The organism is Pedobacter sp. (assembly GCF_045627485.1).
GTDB lineage: Bacteria > Bacteroidota > Bacteroidia > Sphingobacteriales > Sphingobacteriaceae > Pedobacter.
On sequence record NZ_JAZQNU010000016.1, the window covers coordinates 36,353 to 53,449 of the forward strand.

Genomic DNA, 17,097 nt, shown 5'->3' on the forward strand with positions numbered 1-17,097 from the left:
TACTATATCGATAGAATTTATTACAAATGTTTTGTTAATTCGTATAATCTGTGTTATTCCCACTAGGATAACATTTAAGCATGCCCATGCTATGAGATTCAGTGAAATATTTATTATTACGTTTATCTTTTCAATGATTTCTCTTATCTTAATCCGCCGTTAGCTTGACATAGAAGTACACCGCTTTTGAGCTGCACCATAACCAATATAAACCTAATAACGATGAATAATAACCCGACCACCACACGTGCATTTCTTATTTTAGCTATTCTATGCTGTTACCTTTCCGGTATGACCCAGGAAAAAAAGAAGCTTCTGGTATTCAGTAAAACGGCAGGATTCTATCATGAATCGATCCCAGTAGGTAAGGCCGCAATACTAAAGCTCGGTCAGGAAAATGGGTTTGATGTTGATACCACCACCAATGCAGGCAAGTTTACTAAAGAAAATTTAAATCAATATGCTGCGGTGGTATTTTTAAATACTACCGGCGATGTATTAAACAATGAACAGCAACAGGCATTCGAACAGTTCATTAATAATGGCAGAGGTTTCGTCGGAGTACATGCCGCCACTGACACAGAATATGATTGGCCTTGGTACGGTAACCTTGTAGGTGCTTATTTCAGTGATCATCCTAAACAACAGGAGGCAACTTTGCGCATATTAAACCCTAATACTATAGCTACTAAACATCTACCTGCAGAATGGAAAAGGAAAGATGAGTGGTATAATTTTAAATGGATGACCAAAGATCCTGTGAATGTACTCATTAGCATCGACGAAAGCTCTTATGATGCAGGTAAGGGAAAAATGGGTAATAATCACCCAATGGCATGGTACCGTGATTTCGATGGGGGAAGGTCGTTTTATACAGAATTAGGTCATACAGACGAATCATATGCAGATCCTCTGTATCTACAACACCTTTTAGGAGGGATACAATATGCGATGGGGCTTAATAAGATGCAAGCCCCATAGTTTATTTTAAGTGGTGGCCATCGTTAGCAAAAACACCGACTCTTCATGTGCATACACACTATGAAGAATATCAGGGTGTAAAACAATCATTTGCCCAACACCAAGTTCCGCGGTGTCCATAGCCGTGCGGAAACTAATCTTACCCTCCAATACCTGTACGCTAATCATTCCTTTGGCAGTATGCGGTTTCATTTCTGTTCCGTTATGTAAACCAATCAGTACAATTCGTAAGTGATCGTTTTTGAAAATGGTAATTGCATTTCTATCACCTGTTTTCCACGCCTCCTCCTCTTTAATCTGTTTTTTAAAGGCATTTAAATCCATTTGCACCAAAGGAGCATCTAACATGCGGTCACCTTCCGGACGTAATGGTGTAGCCTCATTAAATTTCACTTGTGAGGTCGTGTTTTCCGCAGGGAAATGTCTGGCCCTTTCTTCCAGAGTCTTCACAATTTGATCAGTTTCTGGGTCACTGTAAATTCCATATCCATTAACCAACACACCTTTAAGGTGGTGTTTAGGGGACGATATGGCATACACTACTGCTTCGTCACCTGGGTCAGACATGCCTTCGAAACGGAAGTGTTTATCCAAAACAAATTCTTCCGGATGAATTTTCAATCTATTCTCACTACAAACCAGGCAGTTGTTTTCCAGGTTAAAGTCTACGGTGTAACCTTGTGTTTTCAGGTCCCTTAAAACCTCGGAAACGGTCGTCATACTATCCATAATCATTTATTTTACTTGTTCAAAACTGTAATTCCTTTTGATGCGCTCATTTAGATATTTCCCTTTAGATCTGGCCGACTTCATATTAAGGTATTCTGTTTCAGGTACCTTTTTGTAATCATATACATTGCCTGAAACAAATACTACCCTTAGTACCGAAGTTTCAGGGAAGTAGGTAATGGCTGCTACGACAGATGAGGGCATAACCTTTTAATTCATATAGCTGAAAAACTGTGCCAAATGATTATTTTAAAAATATTCATTTATATTTATTTATTATCATTCTAAATAGTACTTTTGAAAATAATTATTTTACCCAAACCTAACAAGTCTACCATGCACAAGAAGCTTTCCACCTGGGAAAAAACCAGAAAATTTTTTAATGACGTCCATTTGTGGTTAGGCCTTGGAAGTGGAATTATCGTTTTCCTGGTGTGTTTAAGTGGTACGATTTATACTTTTAATACCGAAATCCGGGAAGCGGCCACACCCGAATTGTTTAAAGTTCACTACAAGGCGGGAATGAGCGCAAAACCAGCCGAGGAATTAATTTCGGCAGTAGCACAAGCCAGTGGCTTTCCAGTGATCAGTGTAAAGGTGCCTGCAGAAAACAACCGCACCTGGCAGTTAGGTGTACGAATGAAAGAAGGCGCAAGGCCAACAACTTTCTTTGTGAACCCTTATACCGCCGCAGTTGTAGGTAATTCGGCTGAGGTAAACTCTGGTACTGTTACATTTATGACATACATGTTCAGTTTGCACCGTTGGTTATTACTTGATAAGGTAGAAGAGCCAATTTTTGGTAAATTAGAGAACAGAAAATTAGGAAGTTATATTAGTGGTGGAGCTACTATTCTATTTACTCTGGGGGTCATTACTGGTATGGTGATCTGGTTTCCCAGAAAAGTTCGTGCCTGGAAACAAGGATTTAAAATCAGATGGAACGGCAACTGGAAAAGAACAAACCATGATTTGCATAATTCCCTTGGATTATATGCATGCCTGTTTTTACTGATCATGGGACTTACAGGCCCGCAATGGTCTTTTGAATGGTACCGCACTGGATTAAGAAAAACGTTAGGTACCTATAAACCTGAAGACGAAAAAGGTGGTAAAGGTGGTCCGGGTAAAGGCAAAAGCGGAAAAGGAAAAGGGGAAAGCGGCGGCGAAGGAAAATCAGATGGCCGGAACAAAACAGCAGGTGAAGGTCTTGCAGAATCCAGTGCTTCTGTAATCCCATTTGCAGAATATGAACGCGTAGCAAACGAAGTGTTTAAATATAAAGGTGATTATGTGGTGTCGCTACCTTCAAAACCAGATGCACCTGTTAATATCAGTAAGTATAAAGCAGGTTTCTTTGCACCTGCTGCAGCCGACCGTCTGACATTTGATCCAAATGGGAAGGAAAAAATTAAGTTGGAGCGTTTCGCTGACATGCCTTTAAACGAAAGAATTTCAGCATCCATTAAAGCATTACACGTGGGCGATGTTTATGGTATGTTCACTAAGATCATATATTTCCTTGCCTGTTTAATAGCCACTAGCTTACCGGTTACGGGCACATTGATCTGGTTAAATAAAATGAAAAAAAAGCCTTCAAACAAAGTTCAAACAGGCAGCGGAAGCAAATTGGAACCGCAATCAGTCTAATATGATTGTAGAGGTTCTTTATTCCACTAAATTGTAACAGTAACGGCAGCGAGGTTCATAACTTTCCTTCTCACCCAGTAATATGGTAGCCTCATCAGCTACTTTACGGAAGGAATACATTGCCGGACTGCCGCAACACACGCATACTGCATTTACTTTTGTTACCAGTTCTGCAATAGCCATTAATGCGGGCATAGGTCCGAAAGGTTTCCCCGTAAAATCCATGTCTAAACCAGCAACAATCACTCTAATGCCTTTAGCGGCAAGGATGTTGCAGATGTCTGGTAAGTTTTCGTCAAAAAATTGTGCTTCATCGATGCCTACCACCTGCGTTTCTGCATTCAAAAAAAGGATCTCTGCCGAGTTGTTAACCGGGCTGGACTGAATAAAATTGTGGTCGTGTGAAACTACAGCCGTTTCATTGTACCTGATGTCGGTAGTTGGCTTAAAGATCTCCACCTTTAGTTTAGCGATCTCAGCTCTTTTTAATCTTCTGATTAGTTCTTCGGTTTTTCCTGAGAACATGGAGCCACAAATGACTTCAATACTCCCATGATATAAACCCCTTTTGTAATTTTGTTCGCTGTATAACATCCTGATTGTTGAAACTATAGAGCGGGCAAATATCGAAATTTAGTCGTACTTTTGGATGCCAAGTTACCAACATAAACTGCAAATTTACCGTTATTACCTATGATGAACCAGGAAGACCTATTTAAGAAAATCGGGCATATAATCTCAGAACTTCAGGAACAATACCAGTATATTGCTGAGCATCCGCAAAACCTGAATGAACTTGAAATAGAGCTATTGTTATCTAATGCCAATTTTTTAACCGATCATATTCAGATTGTTCGGAAAACACTGAATCATCAGGAAATAAAAGCAATTCCCCTGCATCAAGAAACCACTCATGTACAAGCGCCGGAGGAAAATGATGTTCAGGTTATTGCAAGCGTAACACCTGTGGAAAATAAATTTGAATTTGAGGAGAAGCAGGTTGATCAGCTCTTTAATCGGCCGTTGACCACTGAAGAACAGGAGATCATTGCGAAAAAGCAACAGTTGAATGCTGTGAAACCGCTTCCAGAATTATCTGAGGCGGAAGTTAAACCACAAGAGCCTCTTGTTATATCCGTAATAGCACCTGAGCCACAACCGGAACCAATACCAGCGCCCGAACCAGAATCTGAAATAGCTGCACCTGTTGTTGAATTAATTCCTGAAGAACCTGTAGTAGAAACTCTCATTCCGGAGCCTGTGGTAAAACCTACACTAAATGAAATGCTGGCTAATAAGTCTGGTGATAGGGCAGAACACCCGGGATCAGAAATCAAAGATTTAAAGCAGGCCATCAGCCTGAACGATAAACTGCTGTTTGTGAAAGATTTATTTCATGGCTATAACCTGGCCTATGCTGAGGTTATCGACCTGCTGAACAAGATGCCTGATTTCAAATCGGCAGATGCATTTCTACAACACAATTATGCGGTTAAAAACGACTGGAGTAGCAAACAAGCTACGGTTGACCGTTTTTATCAATTATTAAGAAGACGTTTTCCGGCTAAATAAAGCCCATCCTGTTCGAATCCAGCTTAAGAAAGATAAACAACAGCACGGTAAAGCTCCATAGCGAAGATCCCCCGTAACTGATAAAGGGAAGGGGGATACCAATTACCGGAACGATACCGATAGTCATCCCAATATTGATGAACACGTGGAAGAAGATAATACTCGCCACACAATAGCCATAGACCCTGGAAAACTGGGAACGTTGCCGCTCGGCAAGATTAATAATGCGGAGCAACAGAAATAAGTAAAGTCCAATTAAAATAGTACAGCCTACAAAACCCCATTCCTCACCTATGGTGGAGAAAATAAAGTCAGTACTTTGCTCCGGTACATAACCATATTTAGTTTGTGTACCCAATAAAAAACCACGCCCTAAAACTTGTCCGGATCCAATAGCAATCTGCGATTGAATCACGTTGTATCCTGCACCTTTTGGATCCGTTTTCAGCCCAAGCATAATTTCAATCCTGCTGCGTTGGTGCGGCTCCAGGACCTTGGTATAGGTTAGCTTAACCATAAACAAGTACCCGATAGCTATAATGGTAGCCAATCCGATAGAAAACATCATTTTTTGCTTCCGTTTGTTCAAGTACATGGCATAAGTGCCTACAGCAATGATAACTAAAATATTCACATACATCGGCAGTAGAAAACAGGCAATGAATAGCACGATCATGCCCAAAAAAATCAACAGGAAATAACCTGATAACCCTTCTCTATACAAGGGAAACATAAACGATAGAAAGACCAGGGCAGAACCTGCATCGGGCTGCAGCATAATCAATAACAATGGAACCGCTACAATGAGTGCCGCAAATAAAATAGATTTGAAGTCCTTAAACTTGGGAGAAAACGTACTGACATAACGCGCCAGCAACAATGCTGTACCAAATTTTGCAAACTCCGAGGGTTGTAACCTGAAACTACCAATGGGGATCCAGGCCTGGTTACCCGCCACTTTTCGGCCAACCACCAATACCACGATGAGCAGCAGGATCGTGACTCCGTAAATGATAGGGGAGAAAACACTGAAGAATTTTGCATCTAATAATAAAATAGAGAAACCTAAAATCAATCCGGTAACTATAAAGATCAGTTGTTTACCATAGTTACTGCTGAAATCGAAGAAATCTGCATGGTCAGGGTTAAAAATAGATGCGTATATGTTTACAAAACCAATGCTACATAAGGCCAGGTAGAGCAGGATTGTAATCCAGTCTACGTTAAAAAAAAACCTGTTGCCTTGTTGATTGTTCATCTATTTTCCTGTTATTTCGGTAGTAATGGTTACATCGTTTGGCGCAGCTGGTAAAACGTTGTTCAGTTTGGGCGCCTCACTTTCTTTTTTAAGGGTATCTGCTTTTTTAGGAAGCCACTTTCCTTTCGGTTTCGGAATTTCAGGTAAAACATTTTGTGCTTTAATCCATTCCAGTTGTTTTTGTTTTGCAGGGTCTATAGCCCGTTTAAGGTACATCTCGGTCATGAAGCTTGCAATCGGTGCAGCATAAGCACTTCCATAACCGGCATTTTCTACAATAACCGCAATGGCTATTTTCGGATTATCCCGTGGCGCAAAGCCGATGAATACACTATGGTTCTTTCCATGAGGGTTTTGCACAGTACCTGTTTTTCCAGCCATTACAATATTAGAAATTCGAGAGGCGGACGCTGTACCCCAAGGACTATTCACAGCGTCTTCCATTCCGTCAATTACGGGGTCGAAGTGCCGCTCATCAATACCCACATAGTTTTTCACTACGTATTCCTTATCGATTGTTTTTTTCTCACCAATGGCTTTAATCAGGTGTGGCTTTACGTAGTATCCCTTATTGGCTATAATTGCCATAATATTAGCCATTTGTAAGGGGGTGGTACTTAATTCACCCTGGCCCAGACTTAGTGATATAACGGTAGTATATCTCCAGTATTTTCCAAAACGTTTATCGTAGTCTTCAGCTGTAAAAATAGTACCCTTACGTTCAAATGGCATGTCGATATCTAACTTCTCACCTATTCCCCATTTTCGCACTTTTTTTTGCCACTCGTCGTAGGCTATTTTCTGGTTTTTATATTTTTTCTGGGTAAGCAGTTTCTCAAAAACATAACAAGCATAGGTATTGCAGGAACGGGCAAGGCCTTTCCGTAAAGCGATGTTACCATCAACGTGTTCACATTTTACCCAGTGGTTTCCCGCACGGTAACCACCCGGGCAATTGAAAGTCGTATTAGGGTCTATTACACCTTCCTGAAGACCAATTAAGGCGTCTAACGGCTTAAAGGCTGAACCAGGTGAATAATAACCTGAAATAGGACGCACCAGGAAGGGGCGGTTAGGCTGCCCAAAAATGTCCATATAGTTATTTCCCTGCTGACGACCTACCATTCGATTGGGGTCGTAACCGGGGCTGCTTACAAATGCCAGCACTTCACCGGTTTTTGGTTCAATAGCAACAATACTACCCACCTTATTTTTCATGAGCTCTTCGCCAAGGCGCTGAATCTCCATATCAATCGATGAAATAACTTTTTCCCCTGATCGGGCCAATGTATCAAACTTTCCTTCCAGGTAACTGCCCTGTGGCACATTACGCGCATCGTACATCATATTAATTACACCACGCTCACCTCGTAATGCCTCATTATAGGCGCGTTCTATACCCGATTTGCCTATATAATCGCCCGGACGGTAATAGCCTTCACTTTCCTCAATGTCTTTTTTTGATACCTCTTTCACATACCCAAAAAATTGCCCTGCTACACTGTCTGGATAATGTCTAACCGTTCTGCCCTGTACCAGAAAGCCAGGGAAGCGAGATAGCTTTTCTTGTAAAGCGGCATAGGTTTGAACAGATAACTGCTTTTCAAAAGCAGAAGGCTGGTATCTTGATTGGGCAACAGCCTTGTCATAACGTTTTTTAAAACCCTGCATATCAATGCCAATGGTATTGCAAAAGTCAAGGGTATCGAAAGCTTTAACCTGATTTGGAATAATCATAAGGTCATACACCGGTTCATTTTGAACCAATACTTTGCCATTTCTGTCATAGATGACACCCCTGGCCGGGAAGGTATAAATTTTACGCAGTACGTTGCTATTAGACAACAGGAAGTACTTATCATTTAGCACCTGCATGTAAAAGAGCTTCCCAATAAGAATCAGGCAAATAGCCAGGATTAGTCCCTGGATAGTATATTTCCTGTTAAACAAATTGTCCATTAACGTAGTTTCCGTTTATAGAAGATAAATTCAATTAATAAAATTACCAACCAGGTTAATATCGCACTCAAGAGACAGCGCATCAATGTATATCCGATCTCCTTTAGTTTAAATGCCTCTAAAAGAAAGAGCACCAAGTGATGTGAAAATATACACAAAAGCGAGTAAAAAGAAAACCATCTAAAGCCCATATTTCCCAAAGTAGGCTCAGTTTCATCAAAATTGTCTCTATTCACACTAATGGAAATAAATTGTATTCTCACAAATGCCAGCGCTACACAGGCAGAGGCATGCACACCAAGGGTGTCGTAAAAAGCATCTAAGGTTAAACCAGTACCGAATGCGATCAGGTATAACAACAGGTTAGGTATACCGAATGGTAGCAGTAACAAAAATAAAACATAAGGGAAAGGTGTAGCCAATCCATAAAAACTCAAATTTCTTAATAGAATGATTTGAATAAATAACAGGATAAACCACCTTACTATATTGATTAGTATTAATTTGCTAGTCATTTGGTAATTTGGATTCTAGAGATTTTTGTTCCTCAGCAAATTTATCTTTAATAACATAAACATAACTTAACGTACTGAAGTCGTTGAACAAGTCGATGCCTATGGTAAGGAAATTATCGCCGGTAGCAACACCGGTATTACTTATTCTTCCTACTGGAATACCGGGAGGGAAAGAACCGAAGCCAGAGGTAACCACGGTATCCTTTAAGTTGATTTTAAAGTGATTAGGGATATCTTTGATATAGGCTTTTTGATGATCAAAATTCTTTTCGCCCCAAACCAAGGAACCCAGGACATTATTCTTTTTAATGTTTACACTAATTTTAGTGTCTTTATGTAAAAGCGATTGTATGGTAGCCAGGTGTTCAGAAACATCGCGTACAAAACCAACTACGCCTTTTTGAGGAGAAATAACGGCCATACCAGGCCTAATGCCATCTACTATGCCTTTGTTAATGGTAATGATGTTGTTTCTTAAGGTAATAGAGTTTTTTATAACCCTGGCAGCCAGATAGGTATACTGCTGTTCTGTTAGTGTATCCGTTACGGTAACATTTTTCGCACTGTCTATGTTTCTCATCTTGAGTAACTGAGAATACAGCTGTGCATTTTCGTAAGCCAGACTGTCATTTACATGTCCCAGATTCATGTAATTTTTGAAAACATTCAGTTTCTCATACGCATTTCCAACCAGGTGGTTGGTGGAGTTAATGGTTACACTCCGCTGGTAAGCATTGTTTCTAACTGTAAGAACGATTCCTGTGATCAGGAAAATAATGAGAAAGAAAAATGCGTTGTATCTGTTAATAAATATCCAAAGGTTACGCATAGTTTCAGTATTGGAGTAAGGTTACAAGTTGTTCGCATGGGAAACAAACAACTTGTAAACTGACTTCTTTATTGCATTAAGAATTTATATCCGCCAATATTTTTAAGCGCGATTCCTGTACCGCGAACAACCGCCCTTAGCGGATCTTCGGCTACGTGAACAGGCAACTTAGTTTTCGCAGCCACACGTTTATCCAGACCACGTAATAATGCCCCACCACCAGTTAAATAGATACCTGTCTGGTAAATATCTGCAGATAACTCCGGAGGTGTAATTTCAAGCGCTTTAAGGATAGCTTCTTCAATTTTTGAAATAGACTTATCCAGGCAATGTGCAATTTCTGTGTACGACACTGTGATCTGTTTTGGTACCCCAGTCATCAGGTCTCTTCCCTGTACGGCAAAGTCGCCCGGAGGATCCTGTAATTCTGGTAAGGCAGCACCAACTTCAATTTTTATTTTTTCTGCAGTACGGTCACCAATCATAATGTTATGCTGGCGACGAATGTAGTTTACAATATCAGAGTCGAAGTTATCTCCCGCAACGCGGATCGACTGGTCGCATACAATACCAGATAATGCGATAACCGCAATCTCTGTTGTACCACCACCAATATCGATAATCATGTTACCCATAGGTTCTTCCACGTCAATTCCGATACCTACTGCAGCAGCCATCGGTTCATGGATCAGGTACACCTCTTTGGCACCGGCAATCTCTGCCGAGTCACGTACCGCACGTTTCTCCACTTCAGTAATTCCCGATGGGATACAGATCACCATACGCAGGGAAGGAAACATCCAACCCTTACCTCCGTTAAGCATGCGAATCATGCCTTTGATCATGGCTTCAGCAGCATTGAAATCAGCAATCACGCCGTCTTTCAAAGGTCTTACCGTACGAATATTATCGTGGGTTTTACCTTCCATTTGCATGGCTTGCCTGCCTATCGCTATAATTTTATTGGTTTGTCTGTCAAAAGCCACGATAGAAGGCTCATCTACTACTACTTTATCGTTATGTATAATTAGGGTATTAGCGGTGCCTAAATCGATGGCGACCTCTTGCGTGAACCAGTTAAATAAACCCATTTATAGGTGAAAATTATGTTTTTAAAAATAATATGTACTTATACTAATGTAAAACTACACCTTTTTATTGTATTTGACGACAATTATAATTAGTGTTTGAAATGTCTGATTCCTGTTGTTACCATAGCAATCCCTTTATCGTTTGCCATGTTTACAGAATCGGCATCTTTAATAGAGCCACCTGGTTGTAATACCGCAGTAATTCCTGCATCAGCCGCTATTTCAACACAATCAGGGAAAGGGAAAAAAGCATCTGAAGCCATCACTGCGCCCTTTAAACTAAAGTTAAAAGCTTCCGCTTTTACAATCGCTTGTTTTAAGGCATCAACACGTGAAGTCTGGCCTACACCACTGGCTAACAGGGTGTTATTCTTTACAAAAACGATGGTGTTGGATTTGGTATGTTTTACGATTTTGTTGGCGAAATACAGGTCATTTAACTCCTCAGCCGTAGGTTGTTTTTCTGTCACAGTTGTCATCTGCTCCGGACCTTCGATAATTAAATCTTTATCCTGCTCAATTACACCGTTAAGTAAGGTCTTAAATTGTTTTTTGCTAAGTTCAACGTCCTTACGTTCTAATATTACCCTGTTCTTTTTCGCTTTAAACAGTTCCACTGCAGCAGGTTCGTAGGAAGGGGCAATCAGAACTTCGAAAAACAGTTTGTTGATTTCTGTAGCGGTTGCCAAATCAATTTCACGGTTGGCAATTAATACACCACCGAAAGCTGAAACCGGGTCACAAGCCAAAGCATCAATCCAGGCTTCTAAAATGGTTTCTCTCGAAGCGATTCCACAGGCATTGGTATGTTTTAATATCGCTACCGTTGGCTCGTCGAACTCATCGATCAACGCAACTGCAGCATCTACATCAACCAAATTGTTATAAGAAAGTGCTTTACCGTTTAATTTGGTAAACATGTCATCCAGGTTACCGTAAAACGTTCCTTGCTGGTGCGGGTTTTCGCCATAACGCAAAGATTCTGCATCAGTAATGCTTTGCTTGAAAACCGCTAAAGGTTCTTCCTGATTAAAGTAGTTAAAGATGGCGGTGTCGTAATGTGAAGAAGTGTGGAAAGCTTTTTTGGCATAAGCTTTACGTTGTGCCAGGGTCGTTTCGCCATTTTGTGAAGCTAATTGCTCAACTAATGTACTATAGTCCGTTTTAGAAGCAATAATGACCACATCATTGAAGTTTTTTGCTGCTGCCCTGATCAGGGAGATGCCACCGATGTCAATTTTTTCGATGATTTCTTCTTCTGTACCACCCGCTTTTACGGTTTCTTCAAAAGGGTAGAGGTCAACAATCACCAGGTCAATTTCAGGAATTTCGTATTCCGCGATCTGTGCTTTATCTTCCTGTAAATTTCTGCGGTTTAAGATACCACCGAAAACTTTCGGATGTAAAGTTTTTACACGACCGCCTAAAATAGAGGGATAACCTGTTAAGTCTTCTACTGCAGTAACCGGTAAATTCAAGTCTTTTATAAACTGTTCGGTACCGCCTGTAGAGAATAATTGTACACCCTGTTCTGCTAAAAGGCGAACAAGAGGTTCTAGGCCATCTTTGTAATAAACTGAGATTAAAGCGTTTTTGATCTTTATTGATTGACTCATTAGAGGTGATTTTTGAGCCGCAAAAATAAGAATTTTAAGCGATAAATTTTTGCAGGAATGGAATAAAATTCACTACTTTTTCATCTTCTTTAAAATACTGTCTACCACACGTGGAAAATGCTGATGCTCCAGTTGCTGGCCTTTAAATTTAATCAGCTCCAGATTGTCGGTTGGATCGATTTTATAACGCGCCTGATAGATGTATTCGCCCTCATCGTAGTTTTCATCAACATAATGGATGGTAATACCACCCTCCGGCTCGCCAGCTTGTAGTATGGCATTATGTACATGATCGCCATACATGCCTTTGCCTCCATATTTAGGTAATAAGGCAGGGTGTATGTTTATAATGCGTCCGGGGTAGGCGGCCAATAGATTTTTAGGGATTAGCCATAAAAAGCCGGCCAGTACAATCAGGTCGATATCCAGGTTTTTTAGCATATTGATGATCGAATCACTATGGTAAAACTCATCACGGGTAAAAACATGGGAGGGAATTTCGAAGTTGTCAGCACGTTGTAGTACAAAGGCATCAGGATTGTTGGTCAGTACCAGGGCTATTTCCACATCGGTACGGTCCATAAAATGTTCCATTAATTTCTGGGCATTAGATCCCGACCCGGAGGCGAATATGGCAATACGTTTTTTCATAGCGATGGTCTATCCTCCAAAAATAGCATTTAAATATAGAATGACGAGTTTGGATGCTTAAAAAACCAAGCAATCTGCTACCAGTTAGTCGACATTGCCTATCCCTCCATCCGTGTTAAGTCCGTATTAAGTCCAAGTTGGAAGCGAGTTTTCCATGAAATACTTGGACTCATTGTGCAATCATATCGATTTGAACCTTCACTTAGGATTAGTCGCTGCCAACCCCCATTATATTTTTTCTTAACTATCGTGCTTACTGGCAAAAGTATTCACAGATTATCACAAGGTGACTTACCAGAATTGCACAAAAGTTTCAGGGGTGTGAGGAGCATCGCCAATAAAAATCAGTGCAGCTGGATGATCCTTGTTAGCTTGGTACTGCTGTGTTCCTGTTTTATTTTCAAACACAGTCGTAATATATCTGAAGATTCTGCGTATCTTTGTGGAGATAAGGATGCCAATCGTTAGTTCGATATGTCGTGTTAAGTTGCTAGATGGAAATTATTTATAATATCATTTTGCATTTTAAAAACATAAGCTATATATTTGCAGTCCGAAAAAATATAGAAAAATCAAAGGCTAAAGAACAATGGCAAATCATAAATCTTCTTTAAAAAGAATTAGAGCAAACGCAACTAAGCGTCTACGTAATAGATACCAAGCAAAAACAACTCGTACTTTTATCAAAAGATTACGTGGTGCTGAAGATCAAAAAACAGGACAAGAGTTATTACCAAAAGTGATTTCCATGTTAGATCGTTTAGCTAAGAAAAATGTTATTCACAAGAATAAAGCAGCAAACAACAAGTCGAAACTAACTAAGTTTGTTAATAGCTTAAAATAAATATAGCTTTACAATATTGTAAAACGGGATAGGCTTTGGCTTATCCCGTTTTTTTGTTTCTATGGCTACATATGAACAAAAAATAGGTATTAAGCATTGGGCAGAGGCCGACCGTCCACGGGAGAAACTGTTGCAGCACGGGCGTCGCTATTTAAGTGATGCCGAACTGATTGCCATCCTTATTGGTTCGGGCAACCGGCAGGAAACTGCGGTAGACCTCAGTAAGCGAATTCTCGCGGCATCTGAAAACAACCTCGATTTATTAGGAAAAGTCTCCATCAACGATTTGGCTAAATTTAAAGGCATCGGATCGGTGAAAGCCATCTCTATTGTGGCCGCTCTCGAGTTAGGTAGGCGAAGAAAAGAGAGTTCCTCTTCGCCAGTGCTGAAGATAACCGGCTCCCGTGATGCCTATGACTTGCTATCGCCGATGATGGCCGACCTGAACCATGAGGAATTCTGGGTCTTAATTTTAAACCGCGCCAATTTAGTGAAAGCAAAAATCATGATCAGCAGGGGCGGGCAATCGGGTACAGTGGTCGACCCTAAAATCATTTTTAAATGTGCCCTGGATAACAATGCGGCCGCCATGATTATTGCGCATAACCACCCTTCTGGAAATTTAAAACCCAGCGCAGAAGATATTAAGGTAACCAAACGTTTGGTAGATGCCGGAAAAATGATGGATATGCCGGTGCTGGATCACTTAATTATAGCGGATAAGCTATTCTTTAGTTTTGCAGATGAGGGATTACTTTGATATTTTATATCTTTGCCTTTTATACTGATAACATAACATGAAGATCTCCTATAACTGGCTCAAACAATATATACAAACAGATAAAACCCCTCAGGAAATTTCCTTAATTCTTACTGATATCGGCCTAGAAGTGGAAAGCCTTGAAAAGGTGCAACCCATAGCCGGAGGATTAGAAGGACTTGTTATTGGTAAAGTCGTCACTTGTATACAACATCCAAATGCAGATCGACTACGTGTAACTACTGTTGACGTAGGGCGACCTGAGTTACTGAATATTGTTTGTGGTGCACCTAATGTTGCTGCAGATCAAAAAGTTGTTGTAGCTACCGTTGGTACTACGGTATATCCCAACGAAGGGGAGCCTTTTAAAATAAACAAGAGTAAAATAAGAGGTGAAGCTTCTGAAGGCATGATCTGTGCTGAGGATGAAATTGGTCTTGGTGTTTCTCATGACGGCATCATGGTGCTGCCTGACGATACCGAAATTGGTATGGCAGCAAAGGAGTATTTCAAAATGGAAGACGACTACCTGTACGAAATTGGCTTAACACCGAATCGTGCGGATGCAGCATCACACCTTGGCGTGGCCCGCGATCTGGCGGCCTATTTCCGTACCAATGTTACAATGCCTGGTGTGTCGGCTTTCCAGACACAAAATCAGGACTTGGTGATCGATGTAAAGGTTGAGGATACCACTGCTTGTCCGCGTTATAGCAGTGTAAGCATTAGCGGTGTTACCGTTAAGGCTTCGCCCGACTGGTTACAAGATAAGCTAAAAGTAATCGGCATTCGCCCGATTAATAATATTGTAGACATTACCAATTATGTATTGCATGACTTGGGTCAGCCATTACATGCTTTTGATGCTGATCAGATACAAGGCAAACAAGTTGTGGTAAAAAAATGTGCTGAAGGAACACCGTTTGTAACCCTTGATGGGCAGGAACGGAAGTTAAACGCAGAAGATTTAATGATCTGTGACGCAGAAAAAGCCATGACCATAGCGGGTGTTTATGGTGGTAAAAATTCAGGTGTTACTGAAACCACCACGAATGTGTTTTTAGAAAGCGCTTATTTCAATTCCGTTTCTATTCGTAAAACAGCAAAAAGACACGGCTTAAAAACCGATTCCTCTTTCCGTTACGAAAGGGGTACCGATCCGGAGATCACAGTGTATGCTTTGAAAAGAGCGGCATTATTGATTCAGGAACTGGCTGGTGGGGTAATTAGCTCATCAGTTTCAGATATCTATCCTGATCCTGTAAAGCCATTTGATGTGGAAGTAAGTTATGACAACATCACCAGGCTGATTGGTGTGGCCATTCCTGCAGCAGAGATAAAAGCAATTATTGAATCCCTGGGTATTAAGGTGGTTTCCGAAAACGATGGAAAACTGTTTTTAACTGTGCCAGCCTATAAAGTTGATGTTACCCGTGAATGTGATATTACCGAAGAGGTATTACGTATTTATGGTTATAACAATGTAGAGATTCCGAGTAAGGTAAACGCTTCGCTTTCGTTTACGGCCAAACCTGATAAGGAACAAACCCAGCACGTGATTGCTGATATGTTAACCGCCAATGGGTATTTAGAAATATGGTGCAACTCGCTCACTAAAGAAGCTTACTCGCTGAAACCAGAGGAGGCTGTAAAAATTTTGAACCCTTTAAGTTCAGACTTAAATGTAATGCGTCAGAATTTGTTAATGCCGGCTTTAGAAAGTGTGGCATATAACCAAAACAGGCGACAGCCAGACATTAAGTTTTATGAGTTCGGTAAAACCTACCACCTTATTAATGAAAAGTATATAGAACGTGCGCGTTTACTGATCATTTTATCAGGAATGAACCAAACCGAACAATGGAACCAGAAAAGTGTTCCGGTAAGTTTTTATAACATTAAAGCAGCTGTTGATGCGGTGATTGGTAGGTTAGGCCTAAGTACTTACCAAAGTGAAGAAATCAGCAATGAAGATTTTGCTTATGGAATCAGGTATTACAGGGGCGATAAAACATTGGTGAGTTATGGTGCTGCCACTATAGCGGCTAGAAAGAAAGCCGATGTGGATAAAGATGTTTTCTATGCCGATTTTGACTGGGCTTTATTGCTCGATATGGTGAAGAAAAATAAGATTGTTAACAAAGAGGTTCCTAAATACCCGGCAGTGAGAAGAGATTTGTCACTATTGGTAGACAGGGCTGTAACTTTTGAGAGTTTAAAGACCATCGTCTTTAAAACAGAGAAGAAACTGATCAAAAATATACAGGTTTTTGATGTGTACACGGGTGATAAACTGCCTGAGGGGAAAAAATCTTATGCATTAAGCTTTACTCTACAGGATGAAGCGCAAACTTTAACCGATAAGCAAATTGATGCGGTTATGCAAAAGATTATATATAACTTAGCGCAAACAGCGAAAGCAGAAATCAGATAATAATTGTTTTATTCTGGACTTAATTAAAATTAACGCTTAATAACATGACTTCGGTTGCAGCTGCGGCGCACTGGTGCTGATATCCTTCCAGATCCCATGCAGTTCGTTTCAGAGCAGAATATCCGTGACGATCTTCATGGGTGCTCCGGGCTTGATCCTCGGTCTCATAGGCGTCAACAATGATCCGATCTCTGTGTTTCTGAAAAAT

At 40.5% G+C, this 17,097-nt stretch carries 17 protein-coding genes; 6 read left to right on the forward strand and 11 right to left on the reverse strand.

All coding sequences use genetic code 11. The features are described 5' to 3' along the window. Positions 1–222: 222 nt before the first annotated feature. The gene (locus ACR2F3_RS01255; RefSeq protein ID WP_432708168.1) at positions 223–981 is read left to right on the forward strand and encodes a ThuA domain-containing protein; all 759 of its coding nucleotides are present in this window, start codon (positions 223–225) and stop codon (positions 979–981) included. 6 nt (positions 982–987) lie between these two features. On the opposite strand, the gene ACR2F3_RS01260 is transcribed toward ACR2F3_RS01255, so the two are convergent. Beyond that, on the reverse strand, positions 988–1,710 hold the full coding sequence (locus tag ACR2F3_RS01260) for a cupin domain-containing protein (RefSeq protein WP_432708169.1): 723 nt from the start codon (positions 1,708–1,710) through the stop codon (positions 988–990). A 6-nt stretch (positions 1,711–1,716) separates the two neighbouring features. After that, positions 1,717–1,914: a KTSC domain-containing protein gene (locus ACR2F3_RS01265; RefSeq protein ID WP_432708170.1), complete on the reverse strand. Its 198-nt coding sequence runs from the start codon at positions 1,912–1,914 to the stop codon at positions 1,717–1,719. 132 nt (positions 1,915–2,046) lie between these two features. Here ACR2F3_RS01265 and ACR2F3_RS01270 point away from each other — a divergent pair, with 132 nt between their 5' ends. Then, positions 2,047–3,360 carry a PepSY-associated TM helix domain-containing protein gene (locus tag ACR2F3_RS01270; protein ID WP_432708171.1) on the forward strand — a complete coding sequence of 438 codons (1,314 nt, stop codon included), beginning with the start codon at positions 2,047–2,049 and terminating at the stop codon, positions 3,358–3,360. A gap of 18 nt (positions 3,361–3,378) precedes the next feature. Here the strand turns inward: ACR2F3_RS01270 and ACR2F3_RS01275 are convergent, their stop codons facing one another. Continuing rightward, positions 3,379–3,954 carry a thymidine kinase gene (locus ACR2F3_RS01275; protein WP_432708172.1) on the reverse strand — a complete coding sequence of 192 codons (576 nt, stop codon included), beginning with the start codon at positions 3,952–3,954 and terminating at the stop codon, positions 3,379–3,381. Positions 3,955–4,053: 99 nt separating this feature from the next. Between ACR2F3_RS01275 and ACR2F3_RS01280 the strand changes: the two genes are divergently transcribed. Continuing rightward, the gene (locus ACR2F3_RS01280) at positions 4,054–4,932 is read left to right on the forward strand and encodes a hypothetical protein (RefSeq protein WP_432708173.1); all 879 of its coding nucleotides are present in this window, start codon (positions 4,054–4,056) and stop codon (positions 4,930–4,932) included. On the opposite strand, the gene rodA is transcribed toward ACR2F3_RS01280, so the two are convergent. From rodA to purN, 7 genes are all read right to left on the reverse strand, one after another. Further along, positions 4,925–6,190, reverse strand: coding sequence for a rod shape-determining protein RodA (gene rodA / locus ACR2F3_RS01285; RefSeq protein WP_432708174.1), 1,266 nt, complete (start codon positions 6,188–6,190; stop codon positions 4,925–4,927). The two genes, ACR2F3_RS01280 and rodA, sit on opposite strands and share 8 nt — an antisense overlap. Then, positions 6,191–8,149, reverse strand: a complete 1,959-nt coding sequence (mrdA, locus tag ACR2F3_RS01290; protein ID WP_432708175.1) for a penicillin-binding protein 2 — start codon at positions 8,147–8,149, stop codon at positions 6,191–6,193. It lies immediately after the preceding gene. After that, the gene (locus ACR2F3_RS01295; protein WP_432708176.1) at positions 8,149–8,664 is read right to left on the reverse strand and encodes a rod shape-determining protein MreD; all 516 of its coding nucleotides are present in this window, start codon (positions 8,662–8,664) and stop codon (positions 8,149–8,151) included. The genes mrdA and ACR2F3_RS01295 overlap by 1 nt, the downstream gene beginning before the upstream one ends. Beyond that, complete coding sequence (mreC, locus tag ACR2F3_RS01300) at positions 8,657–9,493, reverse strand: rod shape-determining protein MreC (RefSeq protein ID WP_432708177.1); 837 nt, start codon at positions 9,491–9,493, stop codon at positions 8,657–8,659. The genes ACR2F3_RS01295 and mreC overlap by 8 nt, the downstream gene beginning before the upstream one ends. Before the next feature lie 68 nt (positions 9,494–9,561). Beyond that, complete coding sequence (locus tag ACR2F3_RS01305) at positions 9,562–10,584, reverse strand: rod shape-determining protein (protein ID WP_196859886.1); 1,023 nt, start codon at positions 10,582–10,584, stop codon at positions 9,562–9,564. A gap of 89 nt (positions 10,585–10,673) precedes the next feature. Beyond that, positions 10,674–12,200: a bifunctional phosphoribosylaminoimidazolecarboxamide formyltransferase/IMP cyclohydrolase gene (gene purH, locus ACR2F3_RS01310; protein ID WP_432708178.1), complete on the reverse strand. Its 1,527-nt coding sequence runs from the start codon at positions 12,198–12,200 to the stop codon at positions 10,674–10,676. A gap of 72 nt (positions 12,201–12,272) precedes the next feature. Then, entirely contained in the window at positions 12,273–12,851 is a 579-nt protein-coding gene (purN, locus tag ACR2F3_RS01315) for a phosphoribosylglycinamide formyltransferase (RefSeq protein WP_432708179.1), read from the reverse strand. A 589-nt stretch (positions 12,852–13,440) separates the two neighbouring features. Between purN and rpsT the strand changes: the two genes are divergently transcribed. From rpsT to pheT, 3 genes are all read left to right on the forward strand, one after another. After that, positions 13,441–13,695 (forward strand): 30S ribosomal protein S20, encoded by a 255-nt coding sequence (gene rpsT / locus ACR2F3_RS01320; RefSeq protein WP_196859889.1) that lies wholly within the window; start codon positions 13,441–13,443, stop codon positions 13,693–13,695. 61 nt (positions 13,696–13,756) lie between these two features. Beyond that, positions 13,757–14,455, forward strand: a complete 699-nt coding sequence (gene radC / locus ACR2F3_RS01325; protein ID WP_432708180.1) for a RadC family protein — start codon at positions 13,757–13,759, stop codon at positions 14,453–14,455. 37 nt (positions 14,456–14,492) lie between these two features. Continuing rightward, entirely contained in the window at positions 14,493–16,889 is a 2,397-nt protein-coding gene (gene pheT / locus ACR2F3_RS01330; RefSeq protein WP_432708181.1) for a phenylalanine--tRNA ligase subunit beta, read from the forward strand. 19 nt (positions 16,890–16,908) lie between these two features. Here pheT and ACR2F3_RS01335 read toward each other — a convergent pair. Further along, the coding region (locus ACR2F3_RS01335; protein ID WP_432708182.1) for a hypothetical protein at positions 16,909–17,097 on the reverse strand (189 nt) is incomplete at its 5' end.